General features: G+C 70.7%; 23 protein-coding genes. 10 read left to right on the plus strand and 13 right to left on the minus strand.

Going from position 1 to position 18728, the window contains the following annotated elements; translation table 11 throughout:
• Positions 1-9: 9 nt before the first annotated feature.
• Positions 10-1605 carry a tannase/feruloyl esterase family alpha/beta hydrolase gene (locus OG494_RS09910; RefSeq protein WP_442874473.1) on the plus strand — a complete coding sequence of 532 codons (1596 nt, stop codon included), beginning with the start codon at positions 10-12 and terminating at the stop codon, positions 1603-1605.
• Between the two features lie 51 nt (positions 1606-1656).
• Here the strand turns inward: OG494_RS09910 and OG494_RS09915 are convergent, their stop codons facing one another.
• Together OG494_RS09915 and OG494_RS09920 are read right to left on the minus strand one after the other, a co-directional pair.
• Positions 1657-1848 carry a hypothetical protein gene (locus tag OG494_RS09915; protein WP_328454150.1) on the minus strand — a complete coding sequence of 64 codons (192 nt, stop codon included), beginning with the start codon at positions 1846-1848 and terminating at the stop codon, positions 1657-1659.
• 158 nt (positions 1849-2006) lie between these two features.
• Entirely contained in the window at positions 2007-2960 is a 954-nt protein-coding gene (locus tag OG494_RS09920) for an SDR family NAD(P)-dependent oxidoreductase (protein ID WP_328454152.1), read from the minus strand.
• Positions 2961-3022: 62 nt separating this feature from the next.
• On the opposite strand from OG494_RS09920, the gene OG494_RS09925 reads away from it, so the two are divergent.
• Positions 3023-3583 carry a TetR/AcrR family transcriptional regulator gene (locus OG494_RS09925; protein WP_328454153.1) on the plus strand — a complete coding sequence of 187 codons (561 nt, stop codon included), beginning with the start codon at positions 3023-3025 and terminating at the stop codon, positions 3581-3583.
• Positions 3584-3635: 52 nt separating this feature from the next.
• On the opposite strand, the gene OG494_RS09930 is transcribed toward OG494_RS09925, so the two are convergent.
• A complete protein-coding gene (locus tag OG494_RS09930; RefSeq protein ID WP_328454155.1) occupies positions 3636-4184 on the minus strand; it encodes a TetR/AcrR family transcriptional regulator in 549 nt (182 codons plus the stop codon).
• Between the two features lie 68 nt (positions 4185-4252).
• Between OG494_RS09930 and OG494_RS09935 the strand changes: the two genes are divergently transcribed.
• Positions 4253-4951: an alpha/beta fold hydrolase gene (locus tag OG494_RS09935; RefSeq protein ID WP_328454157.1), complete on the plus strand. Its 699-nt coding sequence runs from the start codon at positions 4253-4255 to the stop codon at positions 4949-4951.
• Positions 4948-5397, plus strand: coding sequence for a nuclear transport factor 2 family protein (locus OG494_RS09940; protein ID WP_328454159.1), 450 nt, complete (start codon positions 4948-4950; stop codon positions 5395-5397). Before OG494_RS09935 ends, OG494_RS09940 begins: the two co-directional genes overlap by 4 nt.
• Here OG494_RS09940 and OG494_RS09945 read toward each other — a convergent pair.
• Positions 5324-5710 (minus strand): DUF5684 domain-containing protein, encoded by a 387-nt coding sequence (locus tag OG494_RS09945; RefSeq protein WP_328454161.1) that lies wholly within the window; start codon positions 5708-5710, stop codon positions 5324-5326. The two genes, OG494_RS09940 and OG494_RS09945, sit on opposite strands and share 74 nt — an antisense overlap.
• Positions 5711-6021: 311 nt before the next feature.
• On the opposite strand from OG494_RS09945, the gene OG494_RS09950 reads away from it, so the two are divergent.
• Positions 6022-6270, plus strand: coding sequence for a hypothetical protein (locus tag OG494_RS09950; RefSeq protein WP_328454163.1), 249 nt, complete (start codon positions 6022-6024; stop codon positions 6268-6270).
• A gap of 23 nt (positions 6271-6293) precedes the next feature.
• Complete coding sequence (locus tag OG494_RS09955) at positions 6294-6938, plus strand: hypothetical protein (protein ID WP_328454165.1); 645 nt, start codon at positions 6294-6296, stop codon at positions 6936-6938.
• A gap of 10 nt (positions 6939-6948) precedes the next feature.
• Here OG494_RS09955 and OG494_RS09960 read toward each other — a convergent pair whose 3' ends face one another.
• The 8 genes from OG494_RS09960 to OG494_RS09995 all read right to left on the minus strand — a co-directional run bounded on the left by OG494_RS09960 (position 6949) and on the right by OG494_RS09995 (position 13337).
• Positions 6949-7854 (minus strand): endo-beta-N-acetylglucosaminidase H, encoded by a 906-nt coding sequence (locus OG494_RS09960; RefSeq protein ID WP_328454167.1) that lies wholly within the window; start codon positions 7852-7854, stop codon positions 6949-6951.
• 177 nt (positions 7855-8031) lie between these two features.
• A complete protein-coding gene (locus tag OG494_RS09965; protein WP_328454169.1) occupies positions 8032-8913 on the minus strand; it encodes an oxidoreductase in 882 nt (293 codons plus the stop codon).
• Between the two features lie 31 nt (positions 8914-8944).
• Positions 8945-9787: a helix-turn-helix transcriptional regulator gene (locus tag OG494_RS09970; RefSeq protein WP_328454171.1), complete on the minus strand. Its 843-nt coding sequence runs from the start codon at positions 9785-9787 to the stop codon at positions 8945-8947.
• A gap of 185 nt (positions 9788-9972) precedes the next feature.
• On the minus strand, positions 9973-10425 hold the full coding sequence (locus OG494_RS09975) for a VOC family protein (protein ID WP_328454173.1): 453 nt from the start codon (positions 10423-10425) through the stop codon (positions 9973-9975).
• The gene (locus OG494_RS09980; RefSeq protein WP_328454175.1) at positions 10418-10909 is read right to left on the minus strand and encodes an SRPBCC family protein; all 492 of its coding nucleotides are present in this window, start codon (positions 10907-10909) and stop codon (positions 10418-10420) included. The genes OG494_RS09975 and OG494_RS09980 overlap by 8 nt, the downstream gene beginning before the upstream one ends.
• Positions 10906-11232, minus strand: coding sequence for an ArsR/SmtB family transcription factor (locus OG494_RS09985; RefSeq protein WP_328454177.1), 327 nt, complete (start codon positions 11230-11232; stop codon positions 10906-10908). The genes OG494_RS09980 and OG494_RS09985 overlap by 4 nt, the downstream gene beginning before the upstream one ends.
• Positions 11233-11399: 167 nt before the next feature.
• Positions 11400-12422 (minus strand): S1 family peptidase, encoded by a 1023-nt coding sequence (locus tag OG494_RS09990; protein ID WP_328454179.1) that lies wholly within the window; start codon positions 12420-12422, stop codon positions 11400-11402.
• Between the two features lie 309 nt (positions 12423-12731).
• Positions 12732-13337 (minus strand): hypothetical protein, encoded by a 606-nt coding sequence (locus OG494_RS09995; protein ID WP_328454181.1) that lies wholly within the window; start codon positions 13335-13337, stop codon positions 12732-12734.
• A 354-nt stretch (positions 13338-13691) separates the two neighbouring features.
• Between OG494_RS09995 and OG494_RS10000 the strand changes: the two genes are divergently transcribed.
• The 4 genes from OG494_RS10000 to OG494_RS10015 all read left to right on the plus strand — a co-directional run bounded on the left by OG494_RS10000 (position 13692) and on the right by OG494_RS10015 (position 18314).
• Positions 13692-16412, plus strand: a complete 2721-nt coding sequence (locus OG494_RS10000; RefSeq protein ID WP_328454183.1) for a glycosyl hydrolase family 65 protein — start codon at positions 13692-13694, stop codon at positions 16410-16412.
• 599 nt (positions 16413-17011) lie between these two features.
• On the plus strand, positions 17012-17176 hold the full coding sequence (locus OG494_RS10005) for a hypothetical protein (RefSeq protein WP_328454185.1): 165 nt from the start codon (positions 17012-17014) through the stop codon (positions 17174-17176).
• 207 nt (positions 17177-17383) lie between these two features.
• A complete protein-coding gene (locus OG494_RS10010; protein WP_328454187.1) occupies positions 17384-17731 on the plus strand; it encodes an STAS domain-containing protein in 348 nt (115 codons plus the stop codon).
• A 148-nt stretch (positions 17732-17879) separates the two neighbouring features.
• Entirely contained in the window at positions 17880-18314 is a 435-nt protein-coding gene (locus tag OG494_RS10015) for a hypothetical protein (RefSeq protein WP_328454189.1), read from the plus strand.
• A 110-nt stretch (positions 18315-18424) separates the two neighbouring features.
• On the opposite strand, the gene OG494_RS10020 is transcribed toward OG494_RS10015, so the two are convergent.
• Entirely contained in the window at positions 18425-18568 is a 144-nt protein-coding gene (locus OG494_RS10020; RefSeq protein ID WP_328454191.1) for a hypothetical protein, read from the minus strand.
• Positions 18569-18728: the final 160 nt, after the last annotated feature.

Raw genomic sequence — 18728 nt, forward strand, 5'->3', positions numbered from 1 at the left:
GTGCCGGCGATGCTGGTCCTGGTAGCGGCCGTCACGGCCGGGCCCGCCGCCGCGACGGCGTCGGTGCCGGTGTGTGCCGGGCTGGCCCAGCTGAAGATCCCGGCGTCGGTGATGAGCCTGCCGACCACCGGCGGCCGCGTCACGGCGGCGGCGATCACGACGAGCGTGGTCAGTGGCAAGACGATCCGGTACTGCCAGGTCGACGCCGACCTCTATCCCGTCGACCCGGCCGCGCCCGCCATCAAGATGCGCGTCGACCTGCCCGAGGGCTGGAACCGCAAGGCCCTGATGTTCGGTGGCGGCGGTTTCAACGGCACGATTCCCGACCCGGCCTCGAACGTGCCGTTCGGCCCCACCGACCAGCCGGTGCCCCTGGCCCGCGGGTACGCGACGTTCGCGAGCGACTCCGGCCACCAGCAGAACCCGGCGTCCCCGCCGTCGCTGGACGGCTCGTTCGGGGTGAACGACGAGGCGTTGAAGAACTTCGCCGCCGGTGACGCGCTCAAGAAGACGCGCGACGCGAGCCTGTTCGTCATCCGGCGCGCCTACTCGGCGACGCCCGCCGAGATCTTCTTCGCCGGAGGTTCGACGGGCGGCCGCGAAGCGCTCAACGTCGCCCAGCGGTGGCCGGCGGCGTTCGACGGCGTGATCTCCGCCTTCCCGGCCTGGAACAACCTCGCCGAGATCCTGGATCTGGGTTACCTGGCCCAGGTGCTGTCGCGCCCGGGCGCTTTCCTCGGCGTCGACAAGCAGGGACTCCTCCACACCAGCGTCATCAACGCCTGTGACGGTTCGGACGGCGTCAGGGACGGGGTCGTCTCGAACCCGGCCGGCTGTCACTTCGATCCGCGCGCGCTACGCTGTCCCGGGGGTGTGGATGCCGGTCCGGCGTGCCTGTCGGATCCCCAGATCGGTGCGGTGCAAGCGATGTCTTCGCCGTTCCGGTGGCCCTACCGGATCGCCAGCGGCGAAACCGGCTATCCGGGCTTCCCGTTCCTCGCGGGGGCGGACATGCGGACGCCGTTCCTCGGGTTCGGGACGACCGCGCCCGCCAACCCGATGCCCGTGACGAGCGGGTACGGCCTGCAGTACTGGGACCAGTGGGTCAAGTACTTCCTGACCCGCGATCCCGGCCAGAACCCGCTCGACGTGGATCCCCGGCACCCGGGGAAGTGGCTCGCCCGGATCAGCGCCCTGTCCACCGTCGAGGATCGCAACAACGCCGACCTCGGCCCGTTCGCCCGCGCCGGCGGCAAGCTGATCCTGGTGCACGGCGCCGCGGACGAGCTGGTCTCCCCGTACTCGACGAGCGACTACTACCAGCGGGTGCGCGGTCGCCTGGGTCCCCGGGCAACGGAAGCCTTCATGCGGTACTACGTCGTGCCCGGGGCGAACCACGCCAACTTCGGTACCCCGGCGTTCGCTGCCGGGTGGGACTCGCTCTCGGCACTCGAGCGCTGGGTCGAAGGGGGACGTCCGCCGACGAGCCCGGTCGTGGCCGATGTGAACCACGGTCGTACCCGTCCGCTCTGCGAATACCCGTCTTGGCCCCGGTATCGAGCCGGTGATCCCGACAAGGCCGCAAGCTTCGTCTGCGTCCGCTGACGCCGGGATCGCGGTCGCCGGGCCCGGCTCGCTCGGCTTACGCGCTCGTCTTCAGTTGCGGGTTCCGTTCAAGCTGCTCGCGACCAGCGACGCGCACCGACCCAGGGAGATGTGGCGCTCGCGCGCCATCTCGAACAACGTGGCACGAGCCCGGCGGGGGTGGACACCTTGTCCGACCAGAACGGTCAGTGCCCGGTCGATGTCCCCGACGCGGACGGCGATCTTCTTGCGGACCTGCACCATGACTCCCCGAAAAGGCAACAGCGAACACGAACACCTGCTGTTACCCGGCCGGGTCGGTCCTAAACCTGCCGGGGCCCGGCTGCTGCACCATCGCACCGTCCCGTCCGGACGTGCTCCGCTGGTGTCTGATGTGGATGGACCGGGAGCTGCTCGATCGATCAACGGGTCAGGTCCGTGGAGACCGCCCAGAGACGCTCAGCGGCGGCGGGGTCGAGGGCCCACTCCTTGACGCCGTGCGGGTGGTCGGCGAGGGCGGCGTCGTCGGGCACGGTGTACGCCTCCTGGGCGTCGTCGAGGTAGTGCCCGCCCGTGCGGGCGAACTGCGGCGCGACCGCGGCGACGACGGTGGTCGCGGCGCCCTGCCCGATCGTCTTGTAGGCGAAGACGCCGGCGGCTTCGGCCGCGGCGAGGGATTCCTTCTGCGCCGGGGTGAAGTGCCGCTGCAGCCCGGTCGCGATCCCGCCGGGGTTCACGGCGTTCGCGAAGATCCCGTCGGTGGCCCAGCGGCGGGTCGCTTCGACGGCGAACAGCGAGTTCGCGGTCTTCGACCGGGCGTATGCGAGCTGCGGGTCGTAGGCCCGGCGCGTGAAGTGCAGGTCGTCGAAATCGACGCCCGAGCGCATGTGCGCGGTCGAGCTGACCGAGACGATGCGTGCTTCGCCGCGGTCCGCGGCCCCGCGGGCGAGCGCGTCGTGCAGGCCGGTGGCCAGCGCGAAGTGGCCGAGGTGGTTGGTCGCGAACTGCAGCTCCCACCCCTCCGGTGTCCGCTCCAGGCCTCCGGTGACGACGCCGGCGTTGGCGACGAGCAGGTGCAACGGGCCGTCCCAGCCGCCGGCGAACCGCCGGACCGCTGCCTGATCGGCGAGATCGAGCGCGGAGACGCGTGTCGTACCGGTGATGGCGTCGGCGACGGCTCGACCGGCGACCGTGTTCCGGACGGCGAGGGTCACCTCGGCGCCGGCGGCCGCGAGCGCGCGGGCCGTCTCGACGCCGATTCCCGAGGACGCCCCGGTCACGATCGCGCGGACCCCGGCGAGGTCGACGCCTTCGAGCACTTCGTCCGCGGTGCTGGAGGCGGCGAAGGGGGTGGTGATGAGTTCACGTGTGGTCACGCCGCCACTTTACGCACTAGACGATTCTTGTATAGTACGTTCACGAGCCGTAGGATCGACGCATGGTCGCCCCCGAGACGTCGAACGTCGGCACCGCCGAGCGTCGAGACGCGGTGCTCGAATCGGCGCTGCTCACCTTCGCCCGCCACGGCTACCGCAAGACCTCCATGGAGGAGCTGGCACGCACGGCCCGGATCTCCCGGCCGGGCCTGTACTTCTTGTTCGAGTCGAAGGAAACGCTGTTCCGGGCGGCCGTCACCCGGGCACTCGAACAAGACCTCGGCGCGGCCGAGGCACTCCTCGCCGCCACGGACCGGCCCCTGCGCGAGCGCCTGGCCGGCGCGTTCGACCGCTGGGCCGGCCGTTACGTCGGACCGTGGGGCCGGGACGTCACGAGCGTCATCGAGCAGAACCCGGATCTGCTCGGCGAGATCGTCGAGACCGCCCCGGCCCGCTTCGCGGAACTCGTCACCGACGCGATCGCCGGGACGTCGGGGCGGGCGTCCGCGATCCCGGTCGCGCACACGCTGATCAGCGTGTCGATCGGGCTGAAACACCAGGTCGAGACGCGGGAGGCGTACCTCGAACGCCTCACCGCCGCGGTCGCCCTTCTCGTGGAGTGACGCCCGGGGAGCACACCGTCGACGGCCGGCCGGCCGACGTTGCTCGCGAGCGTCAGTCGTGCTCGAGCGTGCCGAGGAAGTGGGCGAACGCGGCATCGGCGCGTTCGCGGTCCGCGGTCGCGTCGAGATCCATGAGAAGACCGCGGATGACGGCGAGCACCAGGGTGGCCAGTTCCGGCCGCCCGATGCCGCGCAGGCCTTCTTCCAGCGGCCCGAGCCAGTCCGTCGTCGCCGCCCGGCGGAAGCCCGGCCGGTGCCGCTGCACCGCGCCGTCCCGCCACAGCCCGAACATCCGCAGGTAAGGCCGGCCCTCGGGGCCGGTCATGAAGGCCCAGGCCTCCGCGAGCGTGTCGGTGTAGGGCCGGTCAGGACGCACGCGCAGCAGGTCGCCGAACGTGGCGAGCTGGCGTTGCCGCGCACGCTCGAGGACGGCGTTCAGCAAGGCGTCCCGGGTGCCGAAATGGTAGATCAGCATGCGAGCCGACGTGCCGGTGGCACGGACCAGCGGGTCGAGCCGGTCGGGCAGGCCGTGGTCGAGCGCGTGGTCGGTGCACGCGTCGAGCAGTCGCTGCTTGATCTCGGGCTCCGGTCGTCTTCCCACGCGGCTACTTTTTCACGTAATAGCCGGTACGTCTAACGTCGGTGGTTCGCGGCGACGTGGAGGTAGTGATGAGGGTTGTGTTCGTGCACGGGGCGTGCGTTCGGGACGGATCGTGGTGGTGGCACCGCATGACCGGGCTCCTGGGGGAGCGGGGCGTGCCGAGCGTGACCCCGGGGCTGCCGAGTTGCGGGGAGACCGGCGTGCCCGGCGGTCATGGCGGTCCGGGGTTGGCCGAGGACGTCGTCGCGGTGCGCCAGGTGCTGCGCGACAGCGACGAACCGACCGTGGTCGTCGCCCACAGCTACGGCGGGATCGTGACGGCGGAGGCGGCCGCGGGCGTGCCTTCGGTGCGCCACCTGCTGCTGATCTCCAGCTACCTGCCCGAGCCCGGGCAGAGCCTCTCGGACTTCGGCGACGGCGCCCCCGCACCGTTCCTCGACGTCGACCCCGGCGCAGGCACGTTCGGGGTGCGCCCCGAACTGCTGGTGCCCACGTTCCTGCAGGACTGCGACGCCGACGTCCGGGCCGAAGCGGTGGACCACCTCACCCGGCAGAGCGTTCAGGTCACCGGCCGACCGGTCGGGGCGGCCGCCTGGCGAGACGTGCCGACGACGTATCTCGTGTGCGCCCAGGACGCGGGCACGCCGGCCCGGCTGCAACGTGAATTCGCCCGCAAAGCCGGCCGCGTCGTCGAACTCGACGCGGGTCATCACCCGTTCCTGTCCCAGCCCGCCGCGGTCGGCGACCTGCTGCTGAGCCTGCCGTGAGCGGAGCGGAGGACCTGCTGCTCAAGGCGTACGCGGCGTACAACAGGCAAGACGCCGACGGCCTGCTCGAGCTCGTGAGCGACGACGTCGACTGGCCGGACGGCGCGAACAGGTTGCACGGCAAGGCCGAGCTCAAGGCGTACTGGCTGGACCAGTGGACGCGCACGCGCACACACGACCAGCCGCTGGCGTTCACGGCCATGCCGGACGGCCGGGTCGCCGTCCGGATCGGCCAGGTCGTCCGGTCGCTCGACGGCCGCGTGCTCTCCCGGGGATCGTTCGGTCACGTCCACGACATCGTGGACTCCCGGATCGCCCGGTTGGACATCGAGAAGGGCGAGGTGAGGGGCGCTGTCCGCGCGGCGTCTTCCGTCAGCGCGCGCCGGCGGCGGCGGGAGGACCGCTGTACCGCGCCCCGCCGAAGGCGAGGATCAGGTAACCGATGATGGAGAACAGGAACAGGCCGAAGAACCCGAAGACCCCGCTCTTGCCGAACGCCTTCGCGACGTCGATCGAGACGATGATCGCGACGATGATGTTGACCAGCGGGATCAGCAGCAGGAGCAGCCACCACCCGGAGCGACCGGCGATCTTCAGCAGGATGTAGGCGTTGTAAATCGGGATGATCGCCGCCCAGCCGGGCCTTCCGGCCTTGGTGAACACCTTCCACAGCGCGATGATCGTGAGCACGGCGAAGATCAGGCCGGAACCGAACCCGAGGCCGAGGCCGAAGACGGACGTCGAATTTTGGTCGTTCATGGAGCGGGAGTGTCCTTTCGGGACCGGCGGTCGTGAGAGGTGACCTTAGCGCCGGCCGACCTGGCTCGCCGCAGGTGGTCGTGGACCTGAATCCGAGCGGCCGGCAGCCACGCCCCCGCACATCACCTTCACCGGCTGCGCCCGCGCGGCGCTCTACCGGTCCGTGTCCGGCCGCGGGCATCGGAGGTCCGGGACCCCGGCGATCGGACGGACCTCGATCGTGCCGTCGGCGGCACTCCACGGAAAGTGCAGGACCGGCTGTAACCCGAAGGCGGCGGCGAGCGACTCAGCTCCTGAGCGAGGAGCTGCCCATGCCACAGCGTGAAATCGTCGTCACACCGAGCCGGTTCGGGTGGCTGCTGCTCGCCCTCGTCTTCGCCGGTACGGCCGTCGTGCAGATCTACCTGTTCTTCTCGACCGCGGCCAGCTGGCCGGCCTGGGCGGCGATGGTCCTGGGGGCGCTGGCCCTGAGCTGCTTCGCGAACTCGGGAGCCCGGGAGGAGCATGTCGGCTCTCGCCCCGATATCAAGAACGTGAAGAGCGGGGAGTCCGCTGGATGAGGGGTTGGTCCGACCCGTCGGCCTTGGGCCTGTTCGTGATCGCGGTCGCGCTGCTTCTCGCCGCCGGCACCAGCGGCGCCCTCAGGCTTCCTCCGCTCAACATGCACGGCCCGCTGACGCGATCCGGGATCAAGGTCACTGCCGCGCTCGGCGTCCTGTGCCTGGTCGTGTCCGCAGGTGTCGCCCTGGCGGGAGCGGGTGACTCGGCACCGCAGCCGACCGCTGCACCTTCGTCGCCCACGACGTCCGGTCGGGCGCCCGCGACTCCGACCGGGGGTTCGCCGCCCTCCACGGGAAATACCGGCTCACCGCCATCTTCCGAGCTCAAGAAGCTGGCCGCGGATCGGGTCGGCCTGGGGACGTCGGACGGGTTCGACTTCGACACGGGCGCGAAGGCCTTTGCGGCCGAAGGCGCTGACATCATCGTCGACAACGCAAGCATATCGCCGCTTTTCGATACGGCGATCGCCCTTTCGGATCGAACGGACACTCAGCCTGAAGGATGTCCTGCGGAGTCGCACATCAGTCGAGTGTCCCGTGGCGGCACGTCTTCCGGGGTGGCGGTCTGTGTATCGACGACCGGCGGGAACCTCGCTGTGTTCCGACTTCTCGGCACCGGCTCGTCAGGTGACGTCGTGGTGGACTACGTCCTGTGGGGCTCGCGGTGACGGATAAGCATCAATTGTTCGTGTAGACGGCGTCCTTGCCGTACAACGGCTTCGTGAAACTGGAGATGTACGTGTGCGCATCGGCGGCGCCGAGGTCGTAGGTCAGGAAAACGCCGTAGCCTTCGCTCACGGTTCGCTGGGCGAGACTGGCGGCGGTGCTGGTGGACGTCGCCGCGATCTGCACCGCCGCGGGGGAGAGCCCGGATTTGGGGAGGGCGATGTTCGGTACGCCCCAGGTGCCGTAGTAGGGGTTCCAGGCGTAGTTGAACTTCGACGAGATGTCGACCCCGCCGTAGGACAACCGCGACGCCGACGGGCCGATGTTGTACAGCGAGATCAGCTTGGTGGGCATCGCCGCGCGCAAGGCCGAGACGAGGTGGACGAAGGAGCTGGCGTTGGGCTGGCCCGTGCCGTTGTTGCCGTACTCGGTGTACTCGTCGTCGAAGTCGATGCCGTCGAGCCCGTACTTGGTCACGGCGTCGGACAGCTGCTTGGCGAAGGCCGCGGCCGCCTGCTGGGACGGGAAGTTCGCGAACCCGGCACCCTGGTGGTTGCCCAGGATCGACAGCATCACCTTGATGCCCTTGGCCTGCAGCGGGCGGACCTGGGTGCTCACGTTGTCGAGCACGTTCTGCACGTTGGGGTTGAAGTACAGGTACGCCGACTTCGTCGTGGTGTTGTAGTTGATGTTGGCGGCGAAGATGACGCCGATGTCGAACACGTTGCCGCCGCCCTGGGCCAGCGCGTACTTGCCCACGTTCAGCATGCTGTTGTTGTTCACCTCGACGTAGGCCACGCTGATCGGCCCGGTCTTACGCGGCGCGGCGGCCGTACTCGCCGCACTCGTGCCCGTCATCATGCCCGCCACGAGGGCGGCGCCTGCCAGCAACGCGGTGATCCGACCAAGTTTGCCCACGGTAGCTCAACTCCTGCCGAGTGGTTTGAACCATTGTCCATGTAGGTGCTTTTCCGGCCGGTTGTCAAGAGTGGTGATCGGGTAACGGGCGAGGTACCTCGATCGGCCTACGCGGTTCGTCGGGAACTCGCTGTCCCGGCGGGGGAAGCGCCGACGGTGCGGCGCTTCCCGCCTCCGTCAGCGCGACCGGCGGCCGATCCGGGGCTGGTGCACGGGGTCCGCAAGAGCTTCGGCGGCGTAGTCGGTGGAGGTGGCCAGTGCGCGCCACTGGCCGAGTTCGCCGGCGACGGTGGCCAGCTTGTCTTCCACGAGCCGGACGCAGTCGCTGCCCAGCTGCAGCCGCAGTGGTGGTTCCGGGGCCGTGACCAGGTGGCGGATGGCGGCGACCGCGCGGGCCGGGTCGCCGGGCTGGTGACCGCCGTTCGCCTCGATCGCGGACAGCACGGCGCCGACGCTGCCGGCGTAAGCGGGACTGGCGACCGCGACCCGGCGGCGGCTGGCCGGGGCGAGGAAGTCCGTGCGGAACGAGCCCGGTTCGACCACGGTGACGTGGATCCCGAGCGGTCCGACCTCCGCGTGCAGCGCCTCGCTGAGACCTTCGACGGCGAACTTGGACGCGCTGTAGAGCCCGCGACCCGCGCCGGAGGCGAACCCCGCGCTGGAGCTGATGTTCACGACGTGGCCCGCGCCCTGGGCCCGCAACACCGGCAGCGCGGCGCGGGTGACGTTGAGCAGGCCGAAGACGTTGGTGTCGAAGAGCGCGCGCACGTCGGCGTCCGGCACCTCCTCGACAGCTCCGAAGAGCCCGTAGCCGGCGTTGTTGACGAGCACGTCGATGCGGCCGAACCGCTCGACGGCCGCGGCGACAGCGGCTTCGGCCTGGGCCGGCTCGGTGACATCGAGCCGGACATCGAGCCGGACGTCCAGCCGCGACCCGGCCGGGTCACTCGGGCGAGGGTTCCGCGCGGCCGCGACGACCTGGTCGCCCGCGGCAAGGGCGGCGTCGGTGAGCGCCCGGCCGAAGCCGCGGGACGCGCCGGTGATGAACCAGACAGACATGGTTGCTCCGTGATCGTGCGACGGCGGGCCGTTACCGGCCGGACGGGTCGTCCGCGAGGGAGAGGGCGTAGCCGGCCAGCAGGGTGAGGGCATGGTCGGCCGGGCTGCCCGGCTCGGCGTGGTAGACGACGAGGTGCTGTCCCGGCGCGCTGGTGACGGCCAGGTTTTCGAACCGCAGGGTCAGGTCTCCGGCGAGTTCGTGGTGGAAGTGCTTGACCGTCGCGGTCTTGGCCCGGACCTCGTGCTTGCCCCACAGGCGGGCGAAATCGGGGCTGCCGACCGACAGGGTGCCCACCAGCGCGGCGAGGCGGGCGTCGTCGGGGTCCGGGTTGGCCGCGCGGAGGGCGGCGACGCAGCCTTCGGCGATCGTCGCCCAGTCGCGGTAGAAGACGCGCGCGCCGGGCTCGAGGAAGATCCCGCGCAGCAGGTTCCGCTCGCCGCGCAGCCAGGAGAACAGGGCTTCGCCGAGCGGGTTGACGGCCAGGAGGTCGAAGTACCTGCCGTAGACCAGGGCCGGGGTGTGCGGCCAGGCGTCCAGCAGGGTCACGAGTCCCGGGGCCGCGTGTTCGGGCCGGGCTTTGCGCGGCTCCGCCGGGGCGGCGAGGCCGCGGAGGTAGGCGGCGGCCTCGTCGTCCAGCAGCAGGGCATCGGCGAGAGCGGTCACCACCTGCGGCGACGGGTGGGTGTCGCGGCCCTGTTCCAGCCGGGTGTAGTAGTCCGTGCTGACCCCGGCGAGCAGGGCGACCTCTTCCCGGCGCAGCCCGGGTGTGCGCCGGTCGCCGTCCGGGATGCCGTGCCGGTCGGGCCGGGTCAGGGCGCGCCGGGCCCGGAGGAACTCGCCCAGCCGGGGTGCCGCGTGCTTCTGCCGCGTCACGGTCGCCACCTCCTGTCCGCCGTGGATCTTCGACCCCGTCGACGCTAGCCGCGGATCGCCGGAGCCGGGTAGCTCTGCCGGGTCCCCCCGACGTCACACCGGACGTGACCGTCGAACCGGTGCGGGTGTTCGCCACGGCCAGGGTTTTGAGGCCGGCTCGGTCGACGCTCGCCCGGTGGCCGCGGTCAGCGCCAGGGCATGTGCTGGAGGCACCAGGTGTTGCCGTCCGGGTCGGCGAAGTAGGCGTAGAACACGCCGCCCATGTCCTCGACGGCGCCGACTTCGACACCACGCTCGACGAGCTGGGCGCGCGCCTGCTCGATGTCGGCGACCACCAGGTGCAGCCCGCGCACCGTGCCCGGCGGCATGGTGAGGGCGGGCACGCCCTCGGTGAGGGAGATCGAGCAGGCCGAGCCGGGCGGGGTGAGCTGGACGATGCGTACGCCGTCCATCGGGCGGACGTCCACGTCGAGGGCGAAGCCGAGGGCGTCCCGGTAGAAGCCGATGGCGCGATCGACGTCCGTGACCGGCACGGGGACGAGTTCGAGCAGGTACGCGCCGGGGAGCACGGGCGGATTGCCGGGGTCGGCGGCGATCGCGGCAGGATCGGCGGGGATCTCGGTGACGGGGTCAGTCATGAGTGTCTCGTTTCTCGTGGTCCAGCAGGGAAGCGAGGCGGTCGTACGCCTCGCCGGCACCGCGCCGCATCGGGCTGCGCACGACCTGGTCGCGGATTTCCGGTGACGGGTACTGCGCGGTGACGGTCATGGTGGTGTGGCCGCCGGTCTCGGTCAGGACGGTCGTGACCAGCGCGGCGCCTTCGGGCCAGCCGCGGTGGATCTCGGTCTGCACGAGACGCACGGGTGGCTCGATTTCGCGGAACACGCCGTACATCTCCATTTCCGCGCCGCCGGGGCCGTGGGAGACGAACCGCCAGGCGCCCCCGGGCCGCAGGTCGACGTCGCAGCCGGTCAGGTGCCAGCCGTGGGCGCCGTGCCAGCGGCGTAGCAGCTCGGGCCGGGTGAGGGCGGCGTAGACGAGCTCGGCGGGAGCGGCGAACGCCCGGGTGAGCACGAGCCCGGTGGTGCCCGCCTCGGTGACCTGAAGGCCCGGGAGCGTCATGGCTGCAGGTCTTTCAACAGGTCGTCGAGTTGCCGGTAGCTGGCTTCCCAGTAGTCGCGGTACCCGGCCAGCCACGCTGTGGCCGCCTTGAGCGGTTCGGCCACCAGGTGGCACGGCCGCCGCTGGGCGTCCCGGCCGCGGCGCACCAGCCCGGCCCGCTCGAGCACCCGGAGGTGTTTCGACACGGCGGGCTGGCTCATCGCGAACGGGACGGCGAGCTCGGTGACGGTGGCGTCGCCGGTCGCGAGCCGGGCGAGGATGGCCCGCCGGGTGGGGTCCGCGAGTGCCGCGAACGTCGCGTCCAGGGTGCTGCTCGTGCCCATATATAACCTTTCGGTTCTGTAACCGTCTGGTTTATATAGGCAGTTCAGGGCCGTGTCAAGGTGCGGGCGCCCCAGGGCAAGGCTGGGTCGGTCACCGCGATGCCGGTCCTCGACGTGCTCGCGGCGCCGCCTCCCGGAGGAGACGGCGCCGCGATCAGGCTCGTAGGTCAGGCCAGGGTGAGGCCGTAGGACGAAAGCTCACGGGTCAGCGGGTAGAAGTAGCTGACGGTCGTGTTCCCGCCGGACAGGGTGCCGAGGCCCTTGGAACCGTCGTAGGCCGGGCCGCCGGAGTCACCGTGGTCGGTGTGGGCGGTCGTGCCGAACTCGTGGTTGAGCACGCCGACGTCGAAGTTGACCGACTGGTCGACCGAGGTCACCTGGCCGGTGCCGCCGCCGGTGGTCGAGCCCTGCTTGGAGATGCGCTCGCCGACCTGCGGCGCGGCCGCGCTGGTGATGGCCTGGCCGGTGTTGATGCGGCCGGGGCCGGAGCCGTTGGGGCGGGTCAGCAGACCGGAGTCCGCGCCGGGGCAGTCGCTGCGGACCACCCGTGCGCCGCTGACGTCGCCGCCGGACCAGGTGCCGCCGAGGTTGGTGCAGTGCCCGGCGGTGAGCAGGTACGGGGTGCTGCCGCTCTTGACGTTGAACCCGAGCGAGCAGCGGGCGCTGCTGTTCTGGATGGCGTCCCCGTCGGCGATGTACAGCTCGAGCTTGCCGGTCTTGTACTCGACGCGGGCGCTGTCGCCGTACTGCTTGGCGGCGGTGGCGACCTTGTCCGCGGTCGCCTTGGTGGCGGCCGAGAAGATGGTCACGACGACCTGGTTGGTGGAAGTGTCGATGCCCCAAGAGGTTTGCGGGACGTCGCGGACGTTGTCGAGCGCGTTCTTGACGCCGGTCAGCGCGGTGAAGCTGTGCGTGACCTTCTTGGCCGTGAGGCCGGCCGCTTCGACTTTCTGCGCGCCGGCGTCGTCGAGGACGTTGACGATCGCCTTGCCGTTGTCGAGGTAGTAACCGCCCGACGCGGCACCGAGGGCGCCCGTCACCTGGTCGGCCTGGGTCATGGCGTTGCTCTGCGCGAGGGTGAACGCGGCTTCGGCCGAAAGGGGCGCGGCGTGGGCCGCTGGGACGCAGAGCGCGCAGGCCAGGGCGGCTGAGGCGAATGCGGTGAAGCCGGCGAGTTTCCGGGACGTCATCAAAATCCTCCGGGTCGTCTTTGGGGGGAAGACTGGCGTGAGGGGTGCTTGCCACGGTGGAACACTGCGTGACGATCCCGCTTCCGCGGGTGACGCACCACCGACGAAGGTTTGTTTTCAACTGAATACCTACTTGGAAAACGGACAAAGAAGATATTCGTGAAGTAAATCCCTCACGATGGGTGTCCCGCGCTCAGTTTCGCCGTGCGTGTCCCGGCTCTGGGTTCTGATCTGCCGGCAGCGCACCGGTCCCCGCATGAGAGCGACAGCGACTTTTCCTGCCTGCCAAGGCCGTCCGGCCGGCCGGACTCAGATTTTCAGGTCGAAGTTCGTGACGTACCAGGCTTCCTCGAGTTTCCGCAGGCTGAAGGTGATGTTCGTCTGGCCCGGTTGCACGCCGCTGGAGTGGGACAGGACGATGTCGTCGAGGGTCTTCCCGTCGACCGATATCTGGTCGGCGGCGATCTTCGCCGAGCCGCCCGTGGCAGCCGGGCCCGCGACCTCGACCTTGGGCGGGTTCGCCGCGTTGTCCGGGGTGAAGGCGGTGCGCAGTCCGTCGAGCACCTTGTGCACCGACTTCATTGTTTCGTCTTGGCCGGCGCACGTTTTGGGGGAGAAGACCTTCGGCGGGGTCTGTTCGGCATCGGCCATGACGGAGCACGCCTGTGCGAAATTGCCGGAGACGACCGCGCCGATCCACTGAGCCAGCGCCTGTTCCGCAGTCGGCGCGCCGGACGTCGCATCCGCGGCGGCTGCGTTCGCGCTGCTGACCGATGCGGAAGTGGTGGTCGTGGGAATGGGCTGCGGCCGACCGGCATTCGACGATTTCGCGGCGCAGGACACGGTCAGAGCGGCAGCCATTACTGTGACAGCAATCGCCTGTATAGTCACATTTCTGGGGGTTTTCGTCACCATGCCGGAGATCATGCTGAGGATCCGGGACAATGTCCACACCGGTCGGCAACGCCGGTGGTTCTTCGCCGGTGGGGGCGGTCGAGTAGCGGGCGGGACACCGAGGGGATTCCCCTTCAGCTGACCCTGACGACGTACCTGCCCCGGCTGCGCCCGTGCGCCGCGCTCGCCGCGATGTAGTCCGGCGACCGCGGCCGAAGCCGAGGTCGGCGGCTCGCGTCAAGGCCGTGACCTCGGCAGCCGATCATCAGGTCCGGCGTCTTTACCAACCACGACCCGGCGTATATGTTCTGGCCCGCAACATATTGCGCACCGGCTGGGCCGTCGCGCACCCGGTCCCGAGGAGGTGCCGTTTCGATGAAGAAACGCGGCGTGTTCACGAGCAGGGCCGGCCTCGGCGCGGCGGTCGGGTGCCTCCTCCTGGCCGCGACGGCGGTGCCGGCCACCGCCGCACCCGCGCCGGCCGGTGGTGACGGCTGGGTGCTGAGCACGACCGACACGTCGAAGAACTACTCCCCGACGTTCGTCGGCAACGGCTACCTCGGCGCGCGTGTGCCCGCGGCGGGCCACGGGTACAGCAGCAAACCCATCGTCACCCAGTCCCAGCTCGCCGGTTTCTACGGCGCTCCCTCGGCCGGGCAAGAGGAACGCGCCGGGCTGCCGACCTGGACCACGCTCGGGTTCGGCCGCGGCAGCGACGTTTACGGGCTCGGCCCGTGGTCCTGCGGGTTCGGGCAGCTGTGCCCGGCCGCGTACGGGAAGGTCTCCGGAGGCGCGTTCGTCGAGACCTCCCACCCCGGCTCCGTCGCCGGCGCCTACCTGGCCGGGCTGAACACCGACGACACCCCGACGGTCGGCGGCACCGGCCTCATCCCGATCCGGGACGCGCCGGCCGGCCCGGCGACGCTGGCCGTGCGGTACGGCAACGGCAGCGGCAGCCCGCAGACCGTCCACATCGGCGTGAACGGCGCACTGCGGCAGCTGTCCGTACCCAGCCTGGCGAGCTGGGACGACTGGGCGGTGGTGACCGTCCCGGTGACCCTGAACGCGGGTGCGAACACGCTCGAAGTCACCGTCGCCGCTGGAGACACGGCGCGGGTGAACGTCGACTACCTCGCGCTCTACCCGGACGGCACGCCGCCGCCGACGCAGATCGCCCCCGCGACGGTCGGCACCACCACGCACTACCGGCAGGCGATCGACCTGCGCACCGGGGTGCTGACCACGTCGTTCGACTGGACCTCGCCCGCGGGCGACACGACCAGCTTCGACTACGAGGTCAACGCCAACCGCGCGGAGGGGCACCTCGGCACCGTGAGCGTGCGGGCCGTCCCGCACTGGAGCGGAACGGCCACCGCTGTCGACGAGTTCGACGGCCGGGGCCTGGACCACGCCTCGACGACGGACCCGCGGGTGGACGGCAGGACCGCGACGCTGTCGCAGACCGTCGTGAGCGATGGGAACCTGGTCACCGCCGGGCTGAGTTCCGTGCTGCGCGTCGACGAGAAGACGGTGCCCACCAAGGCGATCACCGACGGCGGCGCCGGCCAGCGCGCGGACTTCGCGGTCCGCGCCGGAGTACCGGTGCGGATCACCAAGTACGTGGGCGTGGCCTCCAGTGTGGACACCGACCGGCCGCTCGCCACCGCGACCCCGGGCCAGGCCGCCGCGAAGACCGCGGCCCGCGCCGCCGGAGACGGCTACGGTCGCGCACTGGCACGCAACAGCGAAGCCTGGTCGCGGCTGTGGCGGTCGAGCATCTCGATCCCCGGTGACCCCACCATGACCGCGCAGGTCCACGCGTCGATGTTCTACCTGCTCGCGAGCGTGCGCGCCGGGGTCGTCTGGAGCGCCAGCCCGGGCGGGTTGTCCTCGGACGGCTACAGCGGTCACGTGTTCTGGGACATGGAAACGTGGATGTACCCGGCCCTGCTCGCCCAGTACCCCGACATCGCCGCCGACGCGAACACCTACCGGCAGCAACGTCTGCCGGCGGCCCGGGCCGCCGCCGCGGCACTGTCCACTCCGGACCACCCGATCAAGGGTGCGAAGTTCCCGTGGCAGAGCGCGCTGACCGGCAAGGAGACGACCCCGGACTGGTCACCGGACGGCAAGCAGGAAATCCACATCGACTCCGACATCGCCTTGGCGCAGTGGCAGTACTACCAAGCGACCGGCGACCGGACGTGGCTGCGGGACAAGGCGTGGCCGGTGCTGCAGGGCATCGCCGACTACTGGGCCACGCGCGCCGTGCCCGGTCCGGCCGGCGGGTATGTCATCAACGACGTCAAGGGCGCGGACGAGTACCACGACAACGTCGACAACAGCGCCAGCACGAACGCCGGCGCGCAGGCCTCCCTGCGCATCGCGACCCGTGCCGCGGGCCTGCTCGGCCGCCCCGCCGATCCGGCCTGGGGCAAGGTCGCCGACGGCCTGAAGGTCCCGGTGGACACCGCGGCGAACATCCATCCGGAGTTCGACGGGTACGCCGGGCAGACCGTCAAGCAGGCCGACGTCACGCTGCTGCAGTACCCGTGGGCTGTGCCGATGTCGCCCGGCCTCGCCCAGAACGACCTGGACTACTACAAGGCGCGCACGGACCCGGACGGCCCGTCCATGACGGACGCGATCGCCACCATCGCCGGCGCCGCGCTCGGGTCGCCCGGCTGCCAGGTCTACACCTCGCTGCGCGACAGCGCGGACCCGTACCTGGCCGCCCCGTTCGACCAGTGGTACGAGACCCGCACCGGCGGGGCGTTCGACTTCACCACCGGCCAGGGCGGTTACCTGCAGGAGTTCCTCTACGGGTTCACCGGGCTGCGCTGGGGAACCGACGCGGTCACCGTCGATCCGTTCCTGCCGCCGCAGCTGCCGGGGGTGGACATCACCGGGGTCAAGTGGCACGGGCGCACGTTCGATCTGTCGGTCGGGCCGGGGACCACAACACTGACCCTGCGCTCCGGCCCGCCGCTCCCGGTCCGCGTGGGCGGTGCCGGCGTGCGCCAGGTCCGGCCCGGCACGGCCCTGCAGGTGCCCACCCGGCACCCGGCGGGCAACACGGCGGACTGCGGCTCCTGACGAACCGCCCTCGGCCGGGTCCTCTCCGGAGCTCGGTCGGGGGCGGGTGACCGTCGCCGTTCACTTGATCCGAATCCGTTGCGAAATTGCCGGAGAATCCGCTCGCGAGGAGAGCGGATACAAAATCGTCGTGCGGCGGGAAAATCAGCGTGTGGGACGTGTTCGTGGCGGGTGGACCGCGCACAGCGCCGACGCCGGGAATGATCGATTCGGCTGCCCGGGCCGGCTGTGGCGCCGCCGGACAGCCGGGCGGGTACGACTTGCGGACGGTCAAGAAACCTCCTCGAAGGCGCTCGGCCGTCGGGTCGATCGAGGATGGTGTCGCCCGTCGAGTTCCCCTGGCCGCCGCATCGTGACACTGTTTCCGCATGACTGCCCCAGGTGATTCGGTTATCGCCGCACAGCACATCGCGATTCACAGTGCACGCGCGAGCACAACGGGCCCTGAGTCGCAGACTCGTGCGCCGGCACCGGCTGGTCGGGTCGGTGCCGTCGTCGGCGAGACCGGCGTTGCCGAGGGGAGGGGCCGGGCGCTGGTGGCAGTGGCGGACGCGCGGCGCAGAAAGAGCTCTGCCGCCACCCGTGTCCGGGCTGGGCTGGTGAGCTCGGCGCTCGCGCACTGCGGCTCCGCCGAGCACCACGATCAGCAGGCCCGCAGTGGTGGCGCCGCCGCGGACGGGCATCGGCGCCAAGCCGAGACCCACCGCGCGGACGCGGCTGCCGACCTCCGGTCCGCCGCCGAGGTCGACATCCCGGCTCGGTAGCGGACACAACAGCTTGCTCGGCAAGGGTTATCCGGCTCGTCCCGTCGTCGAGCGGTTCGTCGCCGGTGTGGGGTACGACCTCAGCCGAGCCGATCACCGGCGCGGGGATCGGTATCCGGCGCCGAACGCCCGGCCGGGGTGGTGGCAGAGCAGCTCAGGACCCGCACGGCCGGCTGAGCGGGCACACAGCGGAGGGGAAGAGAGCGCATGAACACGGTCGCCGAACCGCAGGACGAATCCGTCCCGCCGGGTGCCGCGACACCCGCTCCCGCCGCCGAGGTCTTCACCCTGCCGGCCCCGGCGGAGCTGGCGGACGCCGAAACCGCGGAACGGACCTTCGCGCCGGCGTTGACCGTGCCGCCCGGCACGGCCGTTGTGCTCGACCTTTCCGCGGTGACCTTCCTGACCGTGGAAGCGGTGGTCCCGCTGCTGGAACTCGTCGAGCGGTGCGCCGCCGACGGCAGAGTGCTGCGGATCGTGGCCTCGCCGACCGTCCGGCGGAAGCTGCTGTTCCTGGGCCTGGACGCCGTCGTTCCCTCGCAGCCTCCAGACTGACGCCACGCGCTGGAAGAGTGACCGTTGCGCGGTATCACCGGCAATTCCTGGCCGCTACGGTCGGTGGGTGAAGTCACCAGGCAGGTCGTGTCGTGTCGGTACCCGTGCTCCGCCGGCAGCGCGCCGAAGAAGGTCGTGACGGGTCATTGTGCCCGTCGGGATCACGATCGAGCTGACCCATCGGCTCGCGAGCACTCTGGTCACGGTGACCGGGGAGCTCGACCTTTCCGGATACGCCTTCCTCCGCGACGGGCTGCTGAAGGTCGCCGCCGACACCCCGCCGTGCCTGATCGCCGACATCAACGGCCTTGTGCTGAGCGAATATTCGCCGGCGACGGTGTTCCCGTTGGTCGCGCGTCGCATCGGGGACTGGCCGGGCATCCCGTTCCTGCTGGTCACCCACCAGGATGTCCAGGTGCGGGCGCTGCACGAGCACGGTGTCGACCGGTTCGTGCCGGTGCACCCGGACGTGGAGGCCGCGGAGCGGCAGCCCGTGCCGATCCGGCAGTTCGCGCAGCGGGTCCTGTCCCGCTCCGAGGACGCGCCCGCGGCCTGGTGGCGCCACGCCGACCACGACCGCTGACCCACCCGCGTTCAGGCGGCACGCCGCACAACGGCTACGACAACTCGACGCGGCGACGCGGACACCCATCGCGGAGTGGCGCGGTTGCGCGGGCGAACGGTGGGCGTGCGTCAGTTCGGGGTCGTGATCAGGAACGTGTAGTGCCCGTCGATGTCCTTGCGGACGTCGAGGACCCTGTCGGCGAGGTGGACCCGGGTCTCGCGACCGAGGAACACCTGGGTGCTCGCGCACCCGATGACCCGATCGCCGGCCATCGGGTGCGCGGCGACCTCGACCGTCAGCTCGGCACCCTCCTCGGGGCGACCGCCGAGGGTCAGCGCAGGCCGCCGTCGGCGTGGACGTTCTGGGCGGCGGTGAGCTGGTTGATCGCTTCGGTGGCCGATTCGGTCATGGTGAACATCGGCGGTCTCGCCT

The sequence above is a fragment of the Amycolatopsis sp. NBC_00438 genome, from assembly GCF_036026695.1.
Taxonomy (GTDB): Bacteria; Actinomycetota; Actinomycetes; order Mycobacteriales; family Pseudonocardiaceae; genus Amycolatopsis.